The following is a 17,735-nucleotide window of genomic DNA, read 5'->3' on the forward strand; positions in this document are numbered from 1 at the left end:
TCCGTCTCCTCCGCAGCTAGCGGAGGATCCACCTTCCCTTATCCAAGGGAAGGAGCCCTTGCTGTGGTTATTACTTGCCATTTTTGACTACTGGCTTATCTCTTTTGCCTTATGTCTTTCGGCTATTAAGTCATTGGTTGACTTAACATTTTTGCAAAATTTGCTAATTGGGATGACCTTGAAATGATTATGTCGCCTAGAGAAAACTCCTTTTGGGCACAACAGCTAACGGCTCCCCACCCTAGACCTCCCCCAAGGGGAGGGAATTTCACTTGATAATCGACTTGAACTTGCTGCTCAGAATAATATCCCCCCTCCTTGGGAGAGCCTGTCCCGCAGTTGTAGCGGGAGGGTTAGGGGGAGGTCAATTGCGTTTAATAAAACAACAATAATAATGAGATGTTTTTTACCATGCCCTTGATCCGAATGAAAGTAACAAAAACCAGACTATATAACCCTACTTAGTGTAAGTCCGTCCCTAATGGGCAAAAGAACGGTTTCTACTCTGGGATCTTCTTTTAACTTCCCGTTGTAATCCATTAAAATTTTTGTAGCCTTGTCCTTTGGATTTAAAGGCTCCACCACCTTACCGGACCAAAGCACATTATCTGATAATATAACACTTCCTGAACGGCATTTTTTTAAGGCAGCTTCAAAATATTGGTCATAGCTCACTTTCTCGGCATCAATAAAAACCAGATCAAAAACAGCCTCCAGGTCGGGTATAATTTTCAGTGCATCACCGGTGTGTTGTACAATTTGAGATCCATAACCACCTTCGTCAAAATACCGCCTTTGCATGGCATGCAACTCTTCATTAATGTCAATAGTGTGCAGTGTTCCCTCTTTATGCAGACCTTCAGCCAAACACAAGGCGGAGTAGCCAGTATAGGTGCCGATTTCCAAAATATTCTTGGGATTTATTATTTTGGATAAAAGGCTCAGTACACGACCCTGAAAATGTCCGGTGATCATTCTGGGCTGAATTACCTTTAAATGGGTTTCGCGTGTAAGTTTCTGAAGTAATTCAGGTTCCGATTGAGAATGGTCGGCAATATATTGTTCCAATATAGAAGATAAGAAATGCATCAGCTTTACTTTGTATATTTAGGTCTCCAAATATAGTAATCATGCAACAATTTGCAGTAAGAATGGCCACTTTGGCCGATTTAAATATCCTATTGGCCTTTGAGCAGGAAATTATACGTGCCGAAAGGCCTTTTGACGAGACTCTGGACAAGGACCCGATCAGTTATTATGACCTTCGCCAATTGATATTATCCAATGAGGCCGAGGTAATGGTGGCAGAGGAAGACTCCAAAATTATAGGTTCGGGCTATGCACTTATACGGGATGCAAAGCCTTATTTAGATCATAAGAAATACACCTATCTTGGGTTTATGTATACCCATAATGATTACCGCGGTAAAGGCATTAACAAGACTATTGTAGATGCCTTGGTCCAATGGTCAAAAGCTCAGGGTATTCATGAAATAAGGCTTACAGTGTACAATGATAATCTACCCGCCATTAGGGCCTATGAGAAAGTGGGGTTTAAAAAGCATATTTTGGAAATGAGGGTAAATGTGGATTGATCAAATTATAGATTTGGGGTATATGCCTTATATACGTAAGTTGTATTTTAGCACAAAATTAAGGATATGGAATTTCAAAATTCGTTAGTGTTTGCCCAACAATTGGATGCGGTTGATCCCCTTAAGAAATACCGTGGCGAATTCCATTTTCCTAAGACGAAAGGCAAGGATGTTATTTATTTTACCGGTAATTCTCTAGGACTACAACCTAAGCGCACCCAAAAGTTCGTGGATGATATCATGAACGATTGGAAAGAATTGGCGGTAGAGGGCCATTTTCATGCGGAAAAATCGTGGTGGGATTATCATGAGCGTTTGGCGGTACCATTGGCAAAAGTGGTAGGGGCAAAGCCTGAAGAAGTGTCGGTGATGAATACCTTAACGGTAAACCTACATATGCTCATGGTCTCTTTTTACAGGCCCAACAAGAAAAGATTTAAGATCATTTGTGAGGAAAAGGCATTTCCCTCAGATCAATATATGTTGACGAGTCAGGTTAAATTTCATGGTTTGGATCCAGAAAATACAATTGTAGCGGTAAAGAAAAGATCGGGCGAGAATTTTTGGTATACCCAGGATATCATAGATAAGATTAATGAGGTTGGGGATGAACTGGCGCTCGTACTCATAGGTGGTGTAAATTACTATAACGGTCAGGTCTTTGATATGGAGGCCATTACAAAATCGGCCAAAAGTCAAGGAGCCTTTGTGGGCTGGGATCTGGCCCATGGTGTTGGTAATGTTGCTCTAAAACTTCATGAATGGGGAGTTGACTTTGCGGCCTGGTGCAGTTATAAATATATGAACAGTGGACCTGGAAATGCGGCGGGTATTTTTGTACATCAGCAATATCTTGACAGGAGCGATATTCCCCGATTTGAAGGCTGGTGGGGAACAAAGAAAGACACTCGATTTTTAATGAAGCCCGAGTTTGAACCCATGGAAAATGCCGATGCTTGGCAGGTTAGTAATCCCCCAGTGCTTTCACTAGCTCCTTATTTGGCCTCTCTGGAAATGTTCGCTGAGGTTGGCATGGAGGTACTTATAGCCAAAAGGAAGCTCATTGTTTCTTATTTGGAGTTTATTCTCCAAGAAATAGATAAGGAGACCCAAGGGTCGTTTGAAATCATCACTCCCGAGGATCGCGGTTGTCAGCTTTCTGTTTTATTACATGGACAAGGTAAAGAGCTGTTTAATTTTTTAATGGAAAACGGAGTTGTAACGGATTGGAGGGAGCCCAATGTAATTCGCTTGGCACCGGCACCTTTTTATTGTTCCTTTGCAGATATGTATAATTTTGGTCAAGTTTTAAAATCTGGAATTCAGTCTAAGGGGCAAAATTAAAACCCAATATCTGCTAAAACATTTATGAAGTCACTTCGTCTTATTCTTTCAAATCCCAGATATTTTGCGCCTTCTTGGGTCTTTGCCAGTATAAATATATTGTTTGGTACCTGGGCCATATATATACCTACGGTCAAGGAGAAATTGGATATCAATAAGGCCGATTTGGGTATAGCACTCTTTTTTTTGGCCTTGGGCGTATTTGTCGTATTCCCAGTAGCTGCAAAAATCATTAATAGGTTAGGGGTGGGGAAGGCCACATGGTATGGTATAATGTTCAGTTGTTTGGCGGCCCTATTCCCATTGTTGGCGCCTAATTATTATTCTTTAATGGGGGCACTTTTTTTATTGGGAGCCGGAAATGGCTTTACCGATATTGCTATGAATACCCTGGTTACCGAAATTGAAAAGGAAGATCAACAGAACTTTATGTCCGCATCCCATGGTTTTTTTAGCCTTGGTGGTGTATTGGCGGGCTTGGGCAGTTTTCTAATATTTACTATAAATAGTCCGGCCTTGCATATGCTATACGCCGTTATATTGGTTTTTATTGTTAATTATATTTTCCGTAAACATTATAAGGATATCGTAGCTGCACCTGTAGAGAAGGAACCCTTTAGTCTAAAACTGTTTAAACCGCTTCTGATACTTGGTATCATCTCATTTATTGCGATGGGCGGGGAAGGAGCCATTGTAGATTGGAGTGGACTGTTTTTACAGGAGATAAGTATGGCACCCGAAACATTGATCGGTACGGGATTTTTGGCGTTTTCCGCCATGATGACCTTGGGCAGGTTCTTGGGAGATAGTATCAGCGCATCTATAGGTTCTGTAAAAGTGGTGGCTCTAGGAGCTTTCATAGCTGTTATCGGCTTTCTTTTTGTACTTGCTACACATACCTATATGGCCATTGCAGGATTTGCTTTCATAGGATTAGGCTATTCGGTGATTATTCCCGAACTTTTTAGGATAGGGGGTACGGTCAAAGGGGTAGATTCCTCACAGGGAGTTTCCTTTATAGCCGGTACGGGATATGCAGGGTTCTTGCTAGGTCCCGTAGTTCTTGGTTTTGTGGCCGAAAGTTATTCCTTAAAGTATACTTTTGTAATATTAATGGTAAGCGCCATTTTAGTACTAGGCGCTACCTATGGCTTGTATAGGAGAAGAAGGTAATTGCGGAAGGCTTTATGGGGTTTTTGAGGTTACTTTGATGTTGGTAAAGTACAACTTAAAACTTCCATCTTCATTTTTGTGCATTTCTGCGATTTTGAGGCCGTTTATGTCTACGTAATTTTCCCAAGTGGTTGTCATGGATGGTTCTGGTTGATTGGCTCTTCTAAAAACCCATTCCTTGATCATATAATCACTTCCAAAATAAAAATCATAGGCATCACCAGGAGTATATCCACCCTCATTGCCATAGACAATGGTTAATTTTTGCATTGGATTTTTACTTATCGGGGCGGGCACGTCGCTTTGATGGTCATAGGTGATATTGCTCTTGTCCCAAGAAAGATTAAAGGGGGCCATGAGCCAATATTTGTCATTTATAAAACCACTATTTACTTTCGTGGCCGTGCTGTCCATGTTGCTGCGGTTGTAAGAAATGGTATCTCCCTTGTTAATGGATTGTACGTCGTTAGTGATAGTATTCCATACCCAGCGGCGTTCAGAATGGCTGTCAGCGCGATCTACATTAAAAGTAAAGGCAATCTCTTTTACATTTTTAAATTGATTAAACCCGTGTGCATTTGCCACTTTATCCAAAATAGATAGTTCCATTTTTAAATCGGCAACCTTTGGTTTTTTATCCGTTTTGCAAGCTGATATGAACAGTGTTAGGCATAAAACTGTTAGTAGTGAGTTTTTCATTTGTGGTTTTTTTCAAAGATAAAGATAGTAGGTTTTTGGCAGAATCTTTAAGATTGCTTAGATACATTATTCGTTTTTTCTATTTTTAAATTGGGGTTAATGGGGGGTAAGATGGCATATTTGGTGTCAGCCATCCTTCATTTGGAATCCCACTATTCCACATTATTCTTTTGTATAATTGGCGTCTATGTCTTTGCATGGATTAATTGAATGCGCTGCACATTAATTTACCTGCCGTAATTCCCAATAAATTCATTATTTTTGAAACTTAATAAGAAATCAAAAAATGAGTTCAAAAAAAGGAAAGATACAAGAAGCAATAGACGAAAAACTGCTTGACGAAAGAAAAGTATTTTTATGGGGAATGGTAGATGATGATACCGCTAAACATGTGATCGATCGTTTATTGTATTTGGATATGCAAAACAACAAAGAAATTCAATTGTACATAAATAGCCCCGGGGGTTATGTTACTTCTGGTTTTGCCATGTACGACACCATTAAATCATTAAAGAGTCCGGTTTCTACCATCTGCTCCGGTTTGGCGGCATCTATGGGGTCTATTTTGTTATCCGTAGGGGAGAAGGGAAGACGTTTTATACAGCCACATGCCCAGGTAATGATCCATCAGCCTAGTGGTGGTGCCAGGGGACAGGCATCCAATATTGAGATCCAGGCCAAAGAGATTATCAAAACACGTGAGTTGAGTGCTAAAATATTGGCAGATAATTGTGGACAGGATTTTGAAAAGGTAATGAAGGATTTCGATAGAGATTTTTGGATGAACGCTGAAGAGTCCATAGCCTATGGTATAGTGGACGGAATTTTGGAATAGCCGCTCTTAGTTGGATTATAATGTATTTTATTACATATTATATATAAAGGGAAAAGTCCTTCACAAACCTAATGTGAAGGACTTTTTTATATATGGACGCCGAAGCGGTATGTAGTATATACGAAGTAAATATGAGGTTTGGATGTCAGTATCGGAAAAAAATTATTTTTTCTCTTGCTGGTACGGTTAGGTTTGGAAATATAAGAATCGCCAGTGTTTTGTTATGATATTAAAACTGTTATATTCAAGTAACTTTATTTTACTACATTTATTACCTTAACATATCCTTTTTCCTATTTGTATTAGTATGACACAAACTCCTAAAAACATTGCTATTATCGGTTCGGGATTAGTAGGATCATTATTAGCGATTTACCTTCGGAAGTTAGGCCACCACATCACCGTTTATGATCGTAGACCGGATATCCGAAATGTAGAATTTTCTGGTAGATCTATAAACTTGGCCATGAGTAATAGGGGCTGGAAGGCCCTAAGGGAGGTGGGAATTGAGGATGAAGTGAAGAAAATTGCAATACCATTGGACAAGCGCGCTATCCATCTTGCAGGGGAACCGGAGTATTATCAAAAATATGGAAAGGAAGGGGAGGCCATTTGGTCTATTTCACGAGGCATATTAAATCGTAAAATGATCGATTTGGCCGAGGAGGCCGGGGTGGATTTTCATTTTGAGGAAAAGGTGTGGGATATAGACCTTCCCGAAGGAAAAATATATACGGGAGCTACGGAGAAAGGGGAGTGGAAGGAGTATTTGTACGATATTGTTTTTGGATGCGACGGTGCTTTTTCGCGAGTTAGGCACAAGATGCAACGTAGGAGTAGGTTTAATTACGTTCAAGAATTTATAGATGTAGGCTACAAGGAGCTTACCATACCTGCAAATGAAGATGGTACCCATAAATTGGATAAACATTCATTCCATATCTGGCCAAGGGGCAAGTTTATGTTCATTGCCATGCCCAATATGGATGGAAGTTTTACCTGTACTTTGTTCCTACCATTTGAAGGCGAGGTTTCCTTTGAGAAAATAAACACTAAGGATGAGGCCAAACATTTCTTTAACACTTATTTTCCAAATGTTGCCCCGGTCATTGAAGACCTTACTACAGATTTCTTTAAAAATCCCACAAGTGCACTGGTTACCATTAAGTGCTATCCTTGGACTTACTGGGACAAGGTAGCATTGGTGGGCGATTCTGCACATGCCATTGTGCCGTTTTATGGGCAGGGCATGAATGCCGGCTTTGAAGATATATACGCTTTAGATAAGATCATTGCCGAATTTGGGGATGATTGGGAGAAAATATTTAGTACTTATCAAACCGAACGGAAGCCCAATGCAGATGCCATAGCGGAATTAAGTTACCGGAATTTTATGGAAATGAGCAGTATGACGGCCGACCCTAATTTTATATTGCAGAAAAAGATTGAAAAGCGGTTTGCCAAGAAATATCCCGAGAAATGGGTTCCGGCCTATTCTAGGGTTACGTTTTCAGATAAACCTTATGTAGATGCTTTGGCTAATGGTGATGCTCAAGAAAAAATAATGAAGCAAATAATGCAAATTCCCAATATAGAGGAAATTTGGGACAGTGAAGAAGTAGATCAAAAAATCCTGAGTCTTTTGTAGGCGTTGGACTGAAGTGTATATAAAAAAATAGAGCCATCTTCATAAGATGGCTCTATTTTTTTATAACTACTTGTTCTATAATTTAGAGAACAACTTTTTCATTTTTTCTTGTTCTTCTTCGGCCAAAACAGGGTCTACTAAAATTCTTCCACTGTGTTCATCGCTAATAATTTTTTTGCGGGAAGCTATCTCCACTTGAACTTGTGGTGGAATGGTAAAGAAAGAACCACCGGAAGCACCTCTTTCGATTGGAACTACTGCCAAACCATTTTTAACGTTATTTCTGATTCTAGTGTAGGCCTTTACCAGACGGTCTTCAATTTGTGATTGGTATTCTTCCGATTTTTTCAAAAGTGCCTTTTCTTCTTTCTCCGTTTCGGCCAAAATAGCGTTCAACTCACTTTTTTTGTGCTTAAGGTGAGATTCCCTTTCGCCTAAACGCTCCTTGGTAGAGGATATAACCTCTTTCTTCTGGTCTATTTGGGCCTTGAACTCTTTAATATTTTTTTCGGCCAATTGAATTTCAAGTTCCTGGAACTCTACTTCTTTGGTCAAGGAATTAAATTCTCTACTGTTACGGACATTCTTTTGTTGTTCCGCGTATTTTTTGATCAAGGTTTTGGCTTCATCAATAAGATTTTTCTTGGCGCCTATTTCGTAGTTGATAGTTTCAAGATCGGTTTTAAGCTTATCCATTCTTGTTTTAAGGCCAAGTACCTCGTCTTCCAAATCTTCTACTTCTAGAGGAAGTTCTCCTCTAACATTTCTTATCTCATCAACTCTAGAATCAATTAATTGCAAATCATATAGTGCTCTTAACTTTTCTTCTACTGTTGTTTCTGTCTTTGTTGCCATATTTAAAAATACTTGATGGGATTTGTTTTGCTCTCCGATAAAGAGATTGCAAAATTAGGAATTTTTTTCGTAAGATAATCAACTAAGAGATTTTTTGTAAACTGCTCTGTTTCATAGTGCCCAATATCGGCCAAAAGTATTTTCCCTTCCGCCTCATAGAATTGATGATATTTTAGATCTGATGTGACAAATACGTCAGCGTTGGCGGACATTGCAGCAGATATTGCAAAGGAACCGCTTCCGCCCAAAACCGCAACTTTAGTTATTTTTTTATCCAAAAAATTAGAGTGTCTAATACAGGAAACGTTCATTTTTTCCTTCAGAAAATCAAAAAATTCCTCTTCGCCCATCGATTTTTCGAGATTTCCGACCATACCCATGCCAATATTTTGGTTTTTATTTTCTAAAGTTTGCACTTCATAAGCCACTTCTTCATAAGGATGGTTGCTAAAAAGTGCCGCTAGCACTTTTTGTTCATTCGCCTTGGCATAGGTAATGCTTATTTGTGATTCGCGCTCATAGTGGGTTTCGCCAATTTTGCCCATATAGGGATTGGCTCCTGTATTGGCTTGATAGCTTCCTGTGCCATCCATTGTAAAACTACAGTTGCTGTAATTGCCGATATTTCCTGCCCCAACATTAAATAGAGCTGTTTTAAGGGCTTCGGCATGCGCTTGGGGCACATAGGTGGTCAGCTTTTTAATGGTGCCTGTTTGCGGGATTAAAATGCTTGTATTGTGTAAGCCCAATATTTCACAGATTTTGGCATTTACGCCTTTGTTGTTATTGTCTAGGGCCGTATGCATGCTATATATGGCAATATCATGCTGGATAGCTTTAATTACTACTCTTTGTACGTAATTGGCACCCGTAATTTTCTTTAGGCCTCCAAAAATAATAGGGTGAAAACTAACAATCAGATTGCACTTTTTGGCAATGGCCTCGTCCACTACATTTTCCAAGGTGTCCAATGTAACAAGGATACCCTTTACCTCATTATTTGCATTTCCCACCAATAGTCCAACATTGTCAAAATCTTCAGCATAATTCAGTGGTGCCAATTCTTCCAGTGTATCGATAACTTGTTTTATGATCATTTTTAAAATTTATGGTCTTCCAAAGATAAAATATTATATTTTCGTTCTAATGCAGCTACTAAGAAAATTAGGCTTTCCTATATCACTCATATACGCAATGGTCGTATACCTGCGTAATTATTGTTATGACACTGGCCTGTTCCGGTCAAGATCTTATGCTACCAAAACCATATGTGTGGGTAATCTTAGTGTTGGTGGTACCGGTAAAACCCCAATGATAGAGTTTTTGTTGTCCCATGTGCCGCAGCAATTTAAAATAGCGATTTTAAGTAGGGGATATGGAAGAAAGTCAAAAGGTTATTTATTGGCGGAGCCTGGGGTAAGTGTAGCTGATTTAGGGGATGAGCCCTATCAGATATATAAAAAATTTTCCAACGCCTTTGTGGCGGTTGATGCGGACCGGCAGCATGGAATTTCTACTTTGGAGAAAACGGTTGGCCCCGATGTTATTTTTTTGGATGATGCCTTTCAGCATAGAAAAGTAAAATGTGATCAATATGTGTTATTGACTTCTTATGCTAATTTGTATGTTGATGATTGGTATTTGCCAACCGGGAATTTAAGGGATAGCAAACGTGAAGCCAGACGAGCGAATATTATAGTTGTTACCAAATGCCCCCAAGATTTGAGTGCTATGGAGCAACACAGAATTCTAAAAAAATTAGGACCTGCTCCAAGCCAGAAGGTTATTTTTAGTTTTCTGGATTATGACACTTCCTTAAAGGGAGGGTCTGGGGAGATAAGTTTGGCCCAGCTGAAAAGTACAAAGGTTACCTTGGTTACCGGGATAGCCGACCCAAAGCCCTTGGTAAGTTTTCTAAAACATAGGGGAATTGAGTTCGAACATTTGGCCTACCAGGACCATCATTTTTTTTCGGAAAAGGAAATGGCCATGTTTAATACAAAGGGAATGGTACTTACGACCGAAAAGGATTATGTGCGTTTAGAAGGGAAAGTAAAAAATCTGCATTATATAGGGATAAGGCACAAATTTTTGAATGAGGGCGAAAAGGTTCTGTTGAATTTGCTAAATGATAGCTTAACTAATCTTTAAGCTTCAATTTTTTTTTTAATATCAAAGATGTTCTCTCCTATTTTAGAATAGAATACCTCTGGTTTAAAAGGTTTGGTAACCACATCATTACAACCAGCCGCGTAAAAACTTTCCAAACTGTCATCCAAGGAAATTGCGGTAAGTGCAATAATTGGAACCAGTCTATTAAATTTTCTTATTTCTATAGTGGCTTCTTCTCCACTAATTCCTGGCATATGGATATCCATTAGGATACAGTCGTAATCCGTTTTTCTTACCATGGCTACAGCCTCAAGACCATTATTGGCGATGTCAGAGGTAATTTCCTTTTTGCTCAACATTTTTTTGGTTATCACCTGGTTGATTTTGTTGTCCTCCACAATCAATATATGGAGCCCCTCAAAATCGTATTCTACTTCGGTGATTTCGAATGGAATATCATCAATAAGGTCATCCTTACTTTTTAAGTCCACTTCAAAGAAAAAGGAACTTCCTTCACCCAATACACTCTTAAGTTCAATTTTGCTGCCAAATAGGCCCAGCAGACTTTTAACAATGGTAAGTCCTAGACCGGTACCGCCATATTCCCTGTTTATTTGAATTGAGCCTTGTTCAAAGCTGTCAAAAATAGTGAGCTGTCTTTCAGGGTCTATTCCGATTCCACTATCCTTTACTTCAAAATAAACGGTTAAATTCTCTTCCTCTTTTCTCGCAAGTTTTGTAATTACGGTTACTACACCGCCTTTGGTGAATTTTATTCCGTTGCCTATAAGGTTTATGAAAATCTGGGAAAGCTTTAAGGGATCTCCCAAAAGATGTGATGGAATATCGTCATCAAAGTCCAATTCAATTTTTGTATTATTGGCCTTTGCGCTCTGATTTAGCGAATTGATGACTTCAGAAAGTATTTTTTTAAGATTAAAATCAATTTGAAGTGCTTCCAGTTTGTCGGCGTCTATTTTATTGATTTGTAGAATGTCATTAATGAAATTCAATAGGTAATCACCGGAGAATTTTAATGATTTCAAATGTTCTTTTTGGTTCTCACTCGGATTCTCTTCCAGTAATAAATGTGTTAAACCTGTAACTGCATACAGAGGCGTTCGCAATTCGTGGCTAACGGTGGACAAAAAGTTGGTTTTTGCCTCCATGGCCATAACCGCGGCATCCCTTGCCGTCTGCAATTCATTATTTTTGGTATGTAATAAATCGTTGGTTTTTAACTTGATCTGATTATTGCGATAAAGGGAAATGGCCAGTATGGAAATTACGATCAAAAAGGCTGCAGTTAAAATAGCTGTAATTTCAGTTCTGTTTTTGGACTGACTTAGCTCCTCGATCTTTACTTCCTGCCTACCAATCTCATCCCGCATAAAATCGGTTTGAATTTTGTCTGCGGTCTTGGTTTCACCTAGCGTTTTTTCAATAGTAAATATGGAATCTTTAATATTTAATAAGTTCTTATTGTAAAACAGGGCCGATTCAAAAAGGCCAAGTTTTGTATTAGCTCTGGAGAGTAGTTCATTGGCTTCCAATATTTCAAGAGAAAAGTTATTCGCCTTGGCTAATTTTAAGGCACTCTGTGCATTTTTAACAGTCTCTTCGTAATTTTCTGTTCTGAAATAAACTTCGGCCAATTTAATGTGAGACTTGGTCGCTAGGTAATCCTTTTCGTAAATGTCTGTATTTACGGCCAAAGCATTGAAATTCTTTGTGGCACTCTCATATTTTTCCAGGTTTAGAAAAATATTCCCCTCAACAAAGAGAATGTTGTTCAGTAAATTACGGTCATTGTTTATTTGTTTTGCTTCATTCAGCATGGAGATAGCCAAGAAGTTTTTGCCGTCCCTATAGGAGATAATGGCATCTATGTACTTATGGGTAGCCTCTCCGTAAGGATAGGAAATGTCTTTTAAAAGGGATTTAGACCGGTCTGCATAATATTGTGCACTATCGTCCTTTCCCAATCTTAAATATAGAATGGCAAATTTGTGATAGGTATCTATGAGGGCCTTTTGGTCATTGTTCTTGAAGGCAATTTCCATGGCCGTATTCAAGTCCTCTAGGGCAGGTTCAATTTTATTTTTGTTCCCTAACTCCCGAGCTTTGTCAAAATAATATTCAATATCGGTTTCAGCAGCCTTGTTTTCTTGCGTATAGGCATGGCTATAGTGAAAAAACAATACTACGGCTAGGAGCCAGAATTTTCTGTTCAGATTTATATGTAAGAATAAATGTCTCAAACGTATTGTTTGCGTATAATAAAGTTAATTAAATCTACAATTCTACTACTGTATCCGGTCTCGTTGTCATACCATCCAATGATTTTGACCATTTTGCCGATTACAGATGTCATCAGTGAATCAAACGTACAAGAGTAGTAAGTATTGTTTATATCAATCGAAACTATAGGATCTTTTGTATAATATAGAATGTTTTTAAGTTCTTTTTGCGATATTCTAAAAAAAGCTTCATTTATTTCCTCAATGGAGGTTTCCCTTTTTACATTAAAAGTAATATCGGTCAAGGATCCATTGGGCACCGGTACCCGTATGCCACAGCCGCCTATAACATCCGATAATTCGGGAAATATTCTTGTCAAGGCCTTTGCTGCTCCAGTGGTGGTAGGGACTATGGATTGCGACGCCGCCCTGGCCCTTCTTAGGTCCTTATGGGGCTGGTCATGTAAACTTTGATCGGTAGTATAAGAATGAATGGTAGTGATGTAGGCCTGCTCTATGCCGCAAAGGTCTTGGATTACCTTGATCATAGGTGCTGCATTGTTGGTGGTACAGGAAGCATTGGAAATAATATCATCCGTTTTGTCCAAGGTTTCATGGTTTATGCCATATACCACCATCTTTATATCATCCTCCGTTGGAGGAACACAAAGAATAACCTTTTTTGCGCCGTTGTTTAGGTGTTGTGTTAAAATAGATCTGTCCTTGAATCTGCCAGTAGCTTCAACAACGATATCAACTTTATAGTTGGCCCAAGGGATATCCTTCGGGGAGTTATGATTTAATAAGGTTACCTTTTGATCTCCTACAATGATTTGGTTTTCATTGTGGGAGACTTCTTTTTGAAACACACCGTGGATACTATCGTATTTTAATAAATGTGACAATGTACGTGCATCTGCCAAATCATTTATTGCCACCACATTTAAATGAGGGTGCTCGCTTAGAAGTCTAAATAGGGTACGCCCAATTCTGCCGAAACCGTTTATACCAATATTAATCCGTTTCATAAATAGTAGTAAGCCATTTTATCCGTATAAATACGGAATGATAATTTAGATTTTGGGGTATAATATTAACCTACTTTATGTGTTTGTGTGCTTTGTATGATGAGCGTACCAATGCCCCACTTTCAACATGTCTAAAACCAAGTTGAAGTCCTATTTCCTCATATTTTTTAAATTGTTCTGGCAAAATATACTCTTTAACCGGGAGATGTTTTTTTGAGGGCTGCAAATATTGTCCAATAGTAACAACATCAACATTAGCTGACCTTAGGTCTTCCATGGTTTGAATTACTTCTTCCTCCCTTTCTCCTAGCCCCAACATTATTCCGGACTTGGTACGATTGGCGCCGTTTTCTTTAAGGTAAGAAAGGACGCTAAGACTTCTTTCATATTTCGCTTGAATGCGAACCTCTCTGGTTAATCTTTTTACCGTCTCCATATTGTGGGAAATCACTTCTGGCCCTACGGCAAGTATCCGATCCAAGTGGGTAGTAATGCCTTGAAAATCGGGAATCAGAGTTTCCAATGTTGTGGTTGGGTTCATTCTTCGGATGGCCTTCACGGTTTCTGCCCATATTATGGATCCCATATCCTTGAGGTCATCACGATCAACAGAAGTAATTACAGCGTGTTTAATTTCCATAATTTTAATGGATCTCGCCACTTTTTCCGGTTCTTCCCAATCCACATCTTCTGGTCGTCCTGTTTTTACACCACAAAATCCACATGATCTCGTGCAAACGTTACCAAGTATCATAAATGTAGCCGTGCCTTCTCCCCAACATTCGCCCATGTTTGGGCAACTACCTGAGGTACAGATGGTATGAAGGTTGTATTTATCTACCAATCCCCTTAGTTGGGTGTATTTTTTACCCGTAGGAAGTTTTACCCGTAACCATTTGGGTTTGCCTTTTGGAGGAATTACACTTTCTATAGTTTCGATACTCATACTATGATTTTGTGCAAATATACGAAATGGGTTATAGTTAAAATGCCAATTAGAGGCAAAGTGTGGTAATGAAACAGTCTGTCCAGTTCCTCTGCGAATTTAATGGGCTAAATAAATAAATAAGGGACGTGAAATGAGACATTAGGCAGGAGCTTGGGAAAAGGAAAAAGTTTGGAAGAGGGCCAGAATACGAGCAGTTTTATTGGGTTGATCTCAAAAGTTGTATGTGAATTGGAAAAAGATATCTTAAACAATCCCAGAGTTCGTGTTATGTTCATTTTTTGCATTGCCCAAAAAACGGCCAGGGCCGAAAAACCAAGGTACAGTGTACATTGGTTAAGAGGAGCCAGCTATAGCCAGGCCATTTCGTTAATTAGCTGCCTTTGCCCAATGTGAAAACCACTTGATTTAAAACGAATTTGAAAATAGTCCGTTACTTTATGCCTTCAACCCCAGGTATCTAAAAACCATTTCCAGTTAGTGAGTACTATTAAATATTGTCTCCAAAGTCTATTGTTAGGTAGATCTTCTTCCGTTGTGGAGATGGCATGGCCGTAAAGAATTATTGAAGCCTTGGAGATAATTTAGGCCATGGCATCGGTCCATAAAATCCCAAGATTTTGGGGCCCACCTAGTGAAGAAGGGTCTTTTCTTTTGTTTCGTTTTCTTTGGACAAGCAAAGAAAATGAAAGAATAATTTCAACATAAGTTTTATTCTGTAGGACGTTATTGGATACTAATTATCTTATTTTTTTCTGTGTAACATCTAAAACCGAAGGTCTCGGTTCTTTTGTCCAATAGTATCATGTAGCCATTGAAATGTGTATAGAATAATCTGTATTAATTATTATTTTTAATTATTTCGGCAAGAAGTCTTTTTGCCCGTAATAATTTTACTTTTACATTATTGATGGGTTCTCCCAATTTTTCGGCTATTTCGGCATATGGGAGTTCCTGGAAATAGCGAAGGTTTATAACTTCTTGGTAATGCGGTTTTAGTCTTTTGATGTATCCCAGTAAGGCGGCCAAGTTTTGTTCCGTTATCAAACTATCTTCTGGAGACGGGCCATCATCCAAAACCTTTTTTATGGCTTCGTTACTGCTTTCCTGGTTACCTTGTAAGACGTTCCTTTTGCTTTTTCGAATAAGATCTATATGCAGATTTTTGGAAATGGCAATAAGCCAGGTCTTAAATTCATAGGCATCATCAAAGGTATGTATCTTGTCAAAAGCTTTAGAGAATGTCTGGATGGTAATATCCTCGGCATCGTTCTCGTTTTTGGTGCGGATCAATTGGAATCCGTAAACGTCGTTCCAAAAACTATTTAATAATGCGCTAAAGGCAATCTGATTGCCTAGTTTGGCCTTTTCAATAAGTTGGGGAAGTGGTTCTTCGGTTTTGTCCAAGATGAGGTTTTATATAAAGTGCAATCAGGGGGGCTATTGCGTTATGGAATCTTTTTTGCAGTCCTGTTCTGTAGGAAGTTTGCCGCAATAGCCACATGCTTCACCATCTTTATTTAAAAATGGGCTTTGACTGGCGCATGTCCCTGCAAATTTCCCGTCTTTTTTAGACCATATTTTTATTGCGATACCGGCAAAAGCCAGTGCGAGTAGCCCTATAGTTAAAAGTAAAAATTTCATATCCCTACATTATTTTATGCAAAGATATGAAATTTATAACCTTCCTAGGAAGGATTAGGATTACTTTAAGTCTTGATTCCTAATAGGAGATATTGGCCACAATATTTTCTATTGTAGGACTGGAATTGCCTCCTGTTGGTTCTATGGTGATATACCCAACGGCATTCTCCCCATAGGGAAGTGCCATTAACTTCTCGCTATTGTTTGCTTCCTGTATTACTCCTAAGTTAAGCATTTGCCCATTAACCTCGGCCCACATTTGGTAGCACTGGTTTTCTGGCAAGTTTGGTAATTTGCTCACATTAATATAGGACAATTTTTTCACCGGGTTAACATAGGCTACGGCCTTAAGTTCTTTAGCTTTGTTATTGCCTTTAACCGAAACTCGCTTCGTTTTGGGATTATTAAGGACTATAAATTGATTTCTAACATCCTCCAACTGCAAGCGCATATTCTCTTCCAAGTTTTGAATCTTATTGTTAACAATAACATTTTCCTCTTGTAAACTTTGATTCTGGTTCCAAAAGAAATAAGACGCTCCTGCAAATACCAAGGCTGCAAAACTGGCTGCAACGGCGTATCTATAGAATTTTTTTCTACCGGAATTTTCCGCTTTGATCCTATTTTGAACTCTTTCTTTTAAACCGGCAGGAGTTTTAATGGCATGTAACTTGGCAAATATTTCAAGGTTCTCCTGTAATTCTATGTACGTATTTCTAACTTCAGGATACATAGCAATGTATCTTTCTGCCTGCAACGCTTCCTCAGGTGAAGTTTTTCCCAAAAGGTATTTCTCTAGGAGGTCTGTTTCTAAAAATATTCTAATTTTTTCTTTCATGGCTTTAGTTTTTGTAGCACCATTGGGTTGGATATGCTTTTAAGTCGGCCTAATTGTTGCGCTTTTATCTTAACACGTTGTGCTTTAATTCATAAATAAACTTAGTAGGAAGGCGAACACCATTGTTGAACCATATATTTTCTTCAATTCCCTGAGCCCTATTTTTAATCTAGATTTAATAGTGCCTAGTGGTATGTCCAATTCTTCGCTTGCCTCCTGTTGGGTCATTCCTTGAAAAAACAGGGCGTCCAATACAATTTGATATTTTGAATCTATTTTATCCAAATTATCCTGAACGTCTATTAATTCGGGATTTATTCCTTCAGTTCCTAGTTTATATACGTCGGAAACATCCATTTGGATTTCCTTATCAGATTTGTTGTTTGCACTTCTTAATTTATCTATTGCCGTATTACGGGTAATCCTAAAGAGCCAAGTAAATAATTTGGCTTTTGTAGGGTCGTAGGAATCTGATTTTTTCCATATTTTAACAAAGCTTTCCTGTACCACGTCTTGAGCCAAATCTTCATCGCGCACAACTTTGTAGGCCACACCAAAGAGTGTGTCCCCATAGTGTTCGTATAGGAGTGAAATGGCCTTGTCATTTCGCTCCTGAAGGAGCTCAACAATATGATTTTCCAATAGTATGCTCATATAATAGGTGTGTTCTCAAAAAAAAGTTTCCTGGCAATCATCCAATACCCTAATTCTACTCGTATATACACAAACGCTAAATTATAAAATTGATTGTTATACTTAGCGTTTTAAATAGATAAAT

General features: G+C 38.7%; 18 protein-coding genes. 7 read left to right on the top strand and 11 right to left on the bottom strand.

Annotated features, from left to right (window positions below; all coding sequences use genetic code 11):
* Window positions 1–187 (top strand): hypothetical protein (locus CWD90_RS23300; protein ID WP_205161264.1); only part of this gene is annotated, 187 nt, incomplete at its 5' end.
* A 260-nt stretch (window positions 188–447) separates the two neighbouring features.
* Here CWD90_RS23300 and CWD90_RS16470 read toward each other — a convergent pair.
* Complete coding sequence (locus tag CWD90_RS16470; RefSeq protein WP_103477172.1) at window positions 448–1,089, bottom strand: O-methyltransferase; 642 nt, start codon at window positions 1,087–1,089, stop codon at window positions 448–450.
* Between the two features lie 41 nt (window positions 1,090–1,130).
* On the opposite strand from CWD90_RS16470, the gene CWD90_RS16475 reads away from it, so the two are divergent.
* The 3 genes from CWD90_RS16475 (at window position 1,131) to CWD90_RS16485 (ending at window position 4,112) form a co-directional block, all read left to right on the top strand.
* Window positions 1,131–1,595, top strand: coding sequence for a GNAT family N-acetyltransferase (locus CWD90_RS16475; RefSeq protein WP_103477173.1), 465 nt, complete (start codon window positions 1,131–1,133; stop codon window positions 1,593–1,595).
* Window positions 1,596–1,661: 66 nt separating this feature from the next.
* Complete coding sequence (gene kynU, locus CWD90_RS16480; protein WP_103477174.1) at window positions 1,662–2,939, top strand: kynureninase; 1,278 nt, start codon at window positions 1,662–1,664, stop codon at window positions 2,937–2,939.
* A 24-nt stretch (window positions 2,940–2,963) separates the two neighbouring features.
* On the top strand, window positions 2,964–4,112 hold the full coding sequence (locus CWD90_RS16485) for an MFS transporter (protein WP_103477175.1): 1,149 nt from the start codon (window positions 2,964–2,966) through the stop codon (window positions 4,110–4,112).
* Between the two features lie 12 nt (window positions 4,113–4,124).
* Here CWD90_RS16485 and CWD90_RS16490 read toward each other — a convergent pair whose 3' ends face one another.
* Window positions 4,125–4,811, bottom strand: a complete 687-nt coding sequence (locus tag CWD90_RS16490; protein WP_103477176.1) for a hypothetical protein — start codon at window positions 4,809–4,811, stop codon at window positions 4,125–4,127.
* A 286-nt stretch (window positions 4,812–5,097) separates the two neighbouring features.
* On the opposite strand from CWD90_RS16490, the gene CWD90_RS16495 reads away from it, so the two are divergent.
* Window positions 5,098–5,646, top strand: a complete 549-nt coding sequence (locus CWD90_RS16495; RefSeq protein ID WP_103477177.1) for a ClpP family protease — start codon at window positions 5,098–5,100, stop codon at window positions 5,644–5,646.
* Between the two features lie 307 nt (window positions 5,647–5,953).
* Entirely contained in the window at window positions 5,954–7,294 is a 1,341-nt protein-coding gene (locus tag CWD90_RS16500) for an FAD-dependent oxidoreductase (RefSeq protein WP_103477178.1), read from the top strand.
* A gap of 75 nt (window positions 7,295–7,369) precedes the next feature.
* On the opposite strand, the gene CWD90_RS16505 is transcribed toward CWD90_RS16500, so the two are convergent.
* Together CWD90_RS16505 and CWD90_RS16510 are read right to left on the bottom strand one after the other, a co-directional pair.
* Window positions 7,370–8,149: a zinc ribbon domain-containing protein gene (locus CWD90_RS16505; protein ID WP_103477179.1), complete on the bottom strand. Its 780-nt coding sequence runs from the start codon at window positions 8,147–8,149 to the stop codon at window positions 7,370–7,372.
* 2 nt (window positions 8,150–8,151) lie between these two features.
* On the bottom strand, window positions 8,152–9,246 hold the full coding sequence (locus CWD90_RS16510) for a Nif3-like dinuclear metal center hexameric protein (protein ID WP_103477180.1): 1,095 nt from the start codon (window positions 9,244–9,246) through the stop codon (window positions 8,152–8,154).
* A gap of 49 nt (window positions 9,247–9,295) precedes the next feature.
* Here CWD90_RS16510 and lpxK point away from each other — a divergent pair, with 49 nt between their 5' ends.
* Window positions 9,296–10,300: a tetraacyldisaccharide 4'-kinase gene (lpxK, locus tag CWD90_RS16515; RefSeq protein ID WP_103477264.1), complete on the top strand. Its 1,005-nt coding sequence runs from the start codon at window positions 9,296–9,298 to the stop codon at window positions 10,298–10,300.
* Here the strand turns inward: lpxK and CWD90_RS16520 are convergent.
* From CWD90_RS16520 to CWD90_RS16555, 7 genes are all read right to left on the bottom strand, one after another.
* Window positions 10,297–12,522: a tetratricopeptide repeat-containing hybrid sensor histidine kinase/response regulator gene (locus CWD90_RS16520; protein ID WP_103477181.1), complete on the bottom strand. Its 2,226-nt coding sequence runs from the start codon at window positions 12,520–12,522 to the stop codon at window positions 10,297–10,299. The two genes, lpxK and CWD90_RS16520, sit on opposite strands and share 4 nt — an antisense overlap.
* Complete coding sequence (gene gap / locus CWD90_RS16525; RefSeq protein ID WP_103477182.1) at window positions 12,519–13,529, bottom strand: type I glyceraldehyde-3-phosphate dehydrogenase; 1,011 nt, start codon at window positions 13,527–13,529, stop codon at window positions 12,519–12,521. Before gap ends, CWD90_RS16520 begins: the two co-directional genes overlap by 4 nt.
* A gap of 70 nt (window positions 13,530–13,599) precedes the next feature.
* Window positions 13,600–14,475, bottom strand: a complete 876-nt coding sequence (lipA, locus tag CWD90_RS16530) for a lipoyl synthase (RefSeq protein ID WP_103477183.1) — start codon at window positions 14,473–14,475, stop codon at window positions 13,600–13,602.
* An 840-nt stretch (window positions 14,476–15,315) separates the two neighbouring features.
* Window positions 15,316–15,882, bottom strand: a complete 567-nt coding sequence (locus tag CWD90_RS16540) for an RNA polymerase sigma factor (protein ID WP_103477185.1) — start codon at window positions 15,880–15,882, stop codon at window positions 15,316–15,318.
* A gap of 33 nt (window positions 15,883–15,915) precedes the next feature.
* Window positions 15,916–16,119: a membrane or secreted protein gene (locus CWD90_RS16545; protein WP_103477186.1), complete on the bottom strand. Its 204-nt coding sequence runs from the start codon at window positions 16,117–16,119 to the stop codon at window positions 15,916–15,918.
* Between the two features lie 79 nt (window positions 16,120–16,198).
* Complete coding sequence (locus tag CWD90_RS16550) at window positions 16,199–16,957, bottom strand: anti-sigma factor (RefSeq protein ID WP_103477187.1); 759 nt, start codon at window positions 16,955–16,957, stop codon at window positions 16,199–16,201.
* An 84-nt stretch (window positions 16,958–17,041) separates the two neighbouring features.
* Entirely contained in the window at window positions 17,042–17,611 is a 570-nt protein-coding gene (locus CWD90_RS16555; RefSeq protein WP_103477188.1) for an RNA polymerase sigma factor, read from the bottom strand.
* Between the last annotated feature and the right edge of the window lie 124 nt (window positions 17,612–17,735).

This window comes from Arenibacter catalasegens, from assembly GCF_002909235.1.
Taxonomy (GTDB): Bacteria; Bacteroidota; Bacteroidia; order Flavobacteriales; family Flavobacteriaceae; genus Arenibacter; species Arenibacter catalasegens.

Excerpts from the sequence above, each read along its gene's own strand:
- CWD90_RS16485 (WP_103477175.1), top strand. The coding sequence starts at position 2,964 with ATGAAGTCACTTCGTCTTATTCTTTCAAATCCCAGATATTTTGCGCCT.
- CWD90_RS16505 (WP_103477179.1), bottom strand. The coding sequence starts at position 8,149 with ATGGCAACAAAGACAGAAACAACAGTAGAAGAAAAGTTAAGAGCACTA.
- CWD90_RS16495 (WP_103477177.1), top strand. The coding sequence starts at position 5,098 with ATGAGTTCAAAAAAAGGAAAGATACAAGAAGCAATAGACGAAAAACTG.
- CWD90_RS16545 (WP_103477186.1), bottom strand. The coding sequence starts at position 16,119 with ATGAAATTTTTACTTTTAACTATAGGGCTACTCGCACTGGCTTTTGCC.
- CWD90_RS16475 (WP_103477173.1), top strand. The coding sequence starts at position 1,131 with ATGCAACAATTTGCAGTAAGAATGGCCACTTTGGCCGATTTAAATATC.
- lpxK (WP_103477264.1), top strand. The coding sequence starts at position 9,296 with ATGCAGCTACTAAGAAAATTAGGCTTTCCTATATCACTCATATACGCA.
- lipA (WP_103477183.1), bottom strand. The coding sequence starts at position 14,475 with ATGAGTATCGAAACTATAGAAAGTGTAATTCCTCCAAAAGGCAAACCC.
- CWD90_RS16550 (WP_103477187.1), bottom strand. The coding sequence starts at position 16,957 with ATGAAAGAAAAAATTAGAATATTTTTAGAAACAGACCTCCTAGAGAAA.
- CWD90_RS16490 (WP_103477176.1), bottom strand. The coding sequence starts at position 4,811 with ATGAAAAACTCACTACTAACAGTTTTATGCCTAACACTGTTCATATCA.
- CWD90_RS16555 (WP_103477188.1), bottom strand. The coding sequence starts at position 17,611 with ATGAGCATACTATTGGAAAATCATATTGTTGAGCTCCTTCAGGAGCGA.
- CWD90_RS16510 (WP_103477180.1), bottom strand. The coding sequence starts at position 9,246 with ATGATCATAAAACAAGTTATCGATACACTGGAAGAATTGGCACCACTG.
- gap (WP_103477182.1), bottom strand. The coding sequence starts at position 13,529 with ATGAAACGGATTAATATTGGTATAAACGGTTTCGGCAGAATTGGGCGT.
- CWD90_RS16500 (WP_103477178.1), top strand. The coding sequence starts at position 5,954 with ATGACACAAACTCCTAAAAACATTGCTATTATCGGTTCGGGATTAGTA.
- CWD90_RS16470 (WP_103477172.1), bottom strand. The coding sequence starts at position 1,089 with ATGCATTTCTTATCTTCTATATTGGAACAATATATTGCCGACCATTCT.
- kynU (WP_103477174.1), top strand. The coding sequence starts at position 1,662 with ATGGAATTTCAAAATTCGTTAGTGTTTGCCCAACAATTGGATGCGGTT.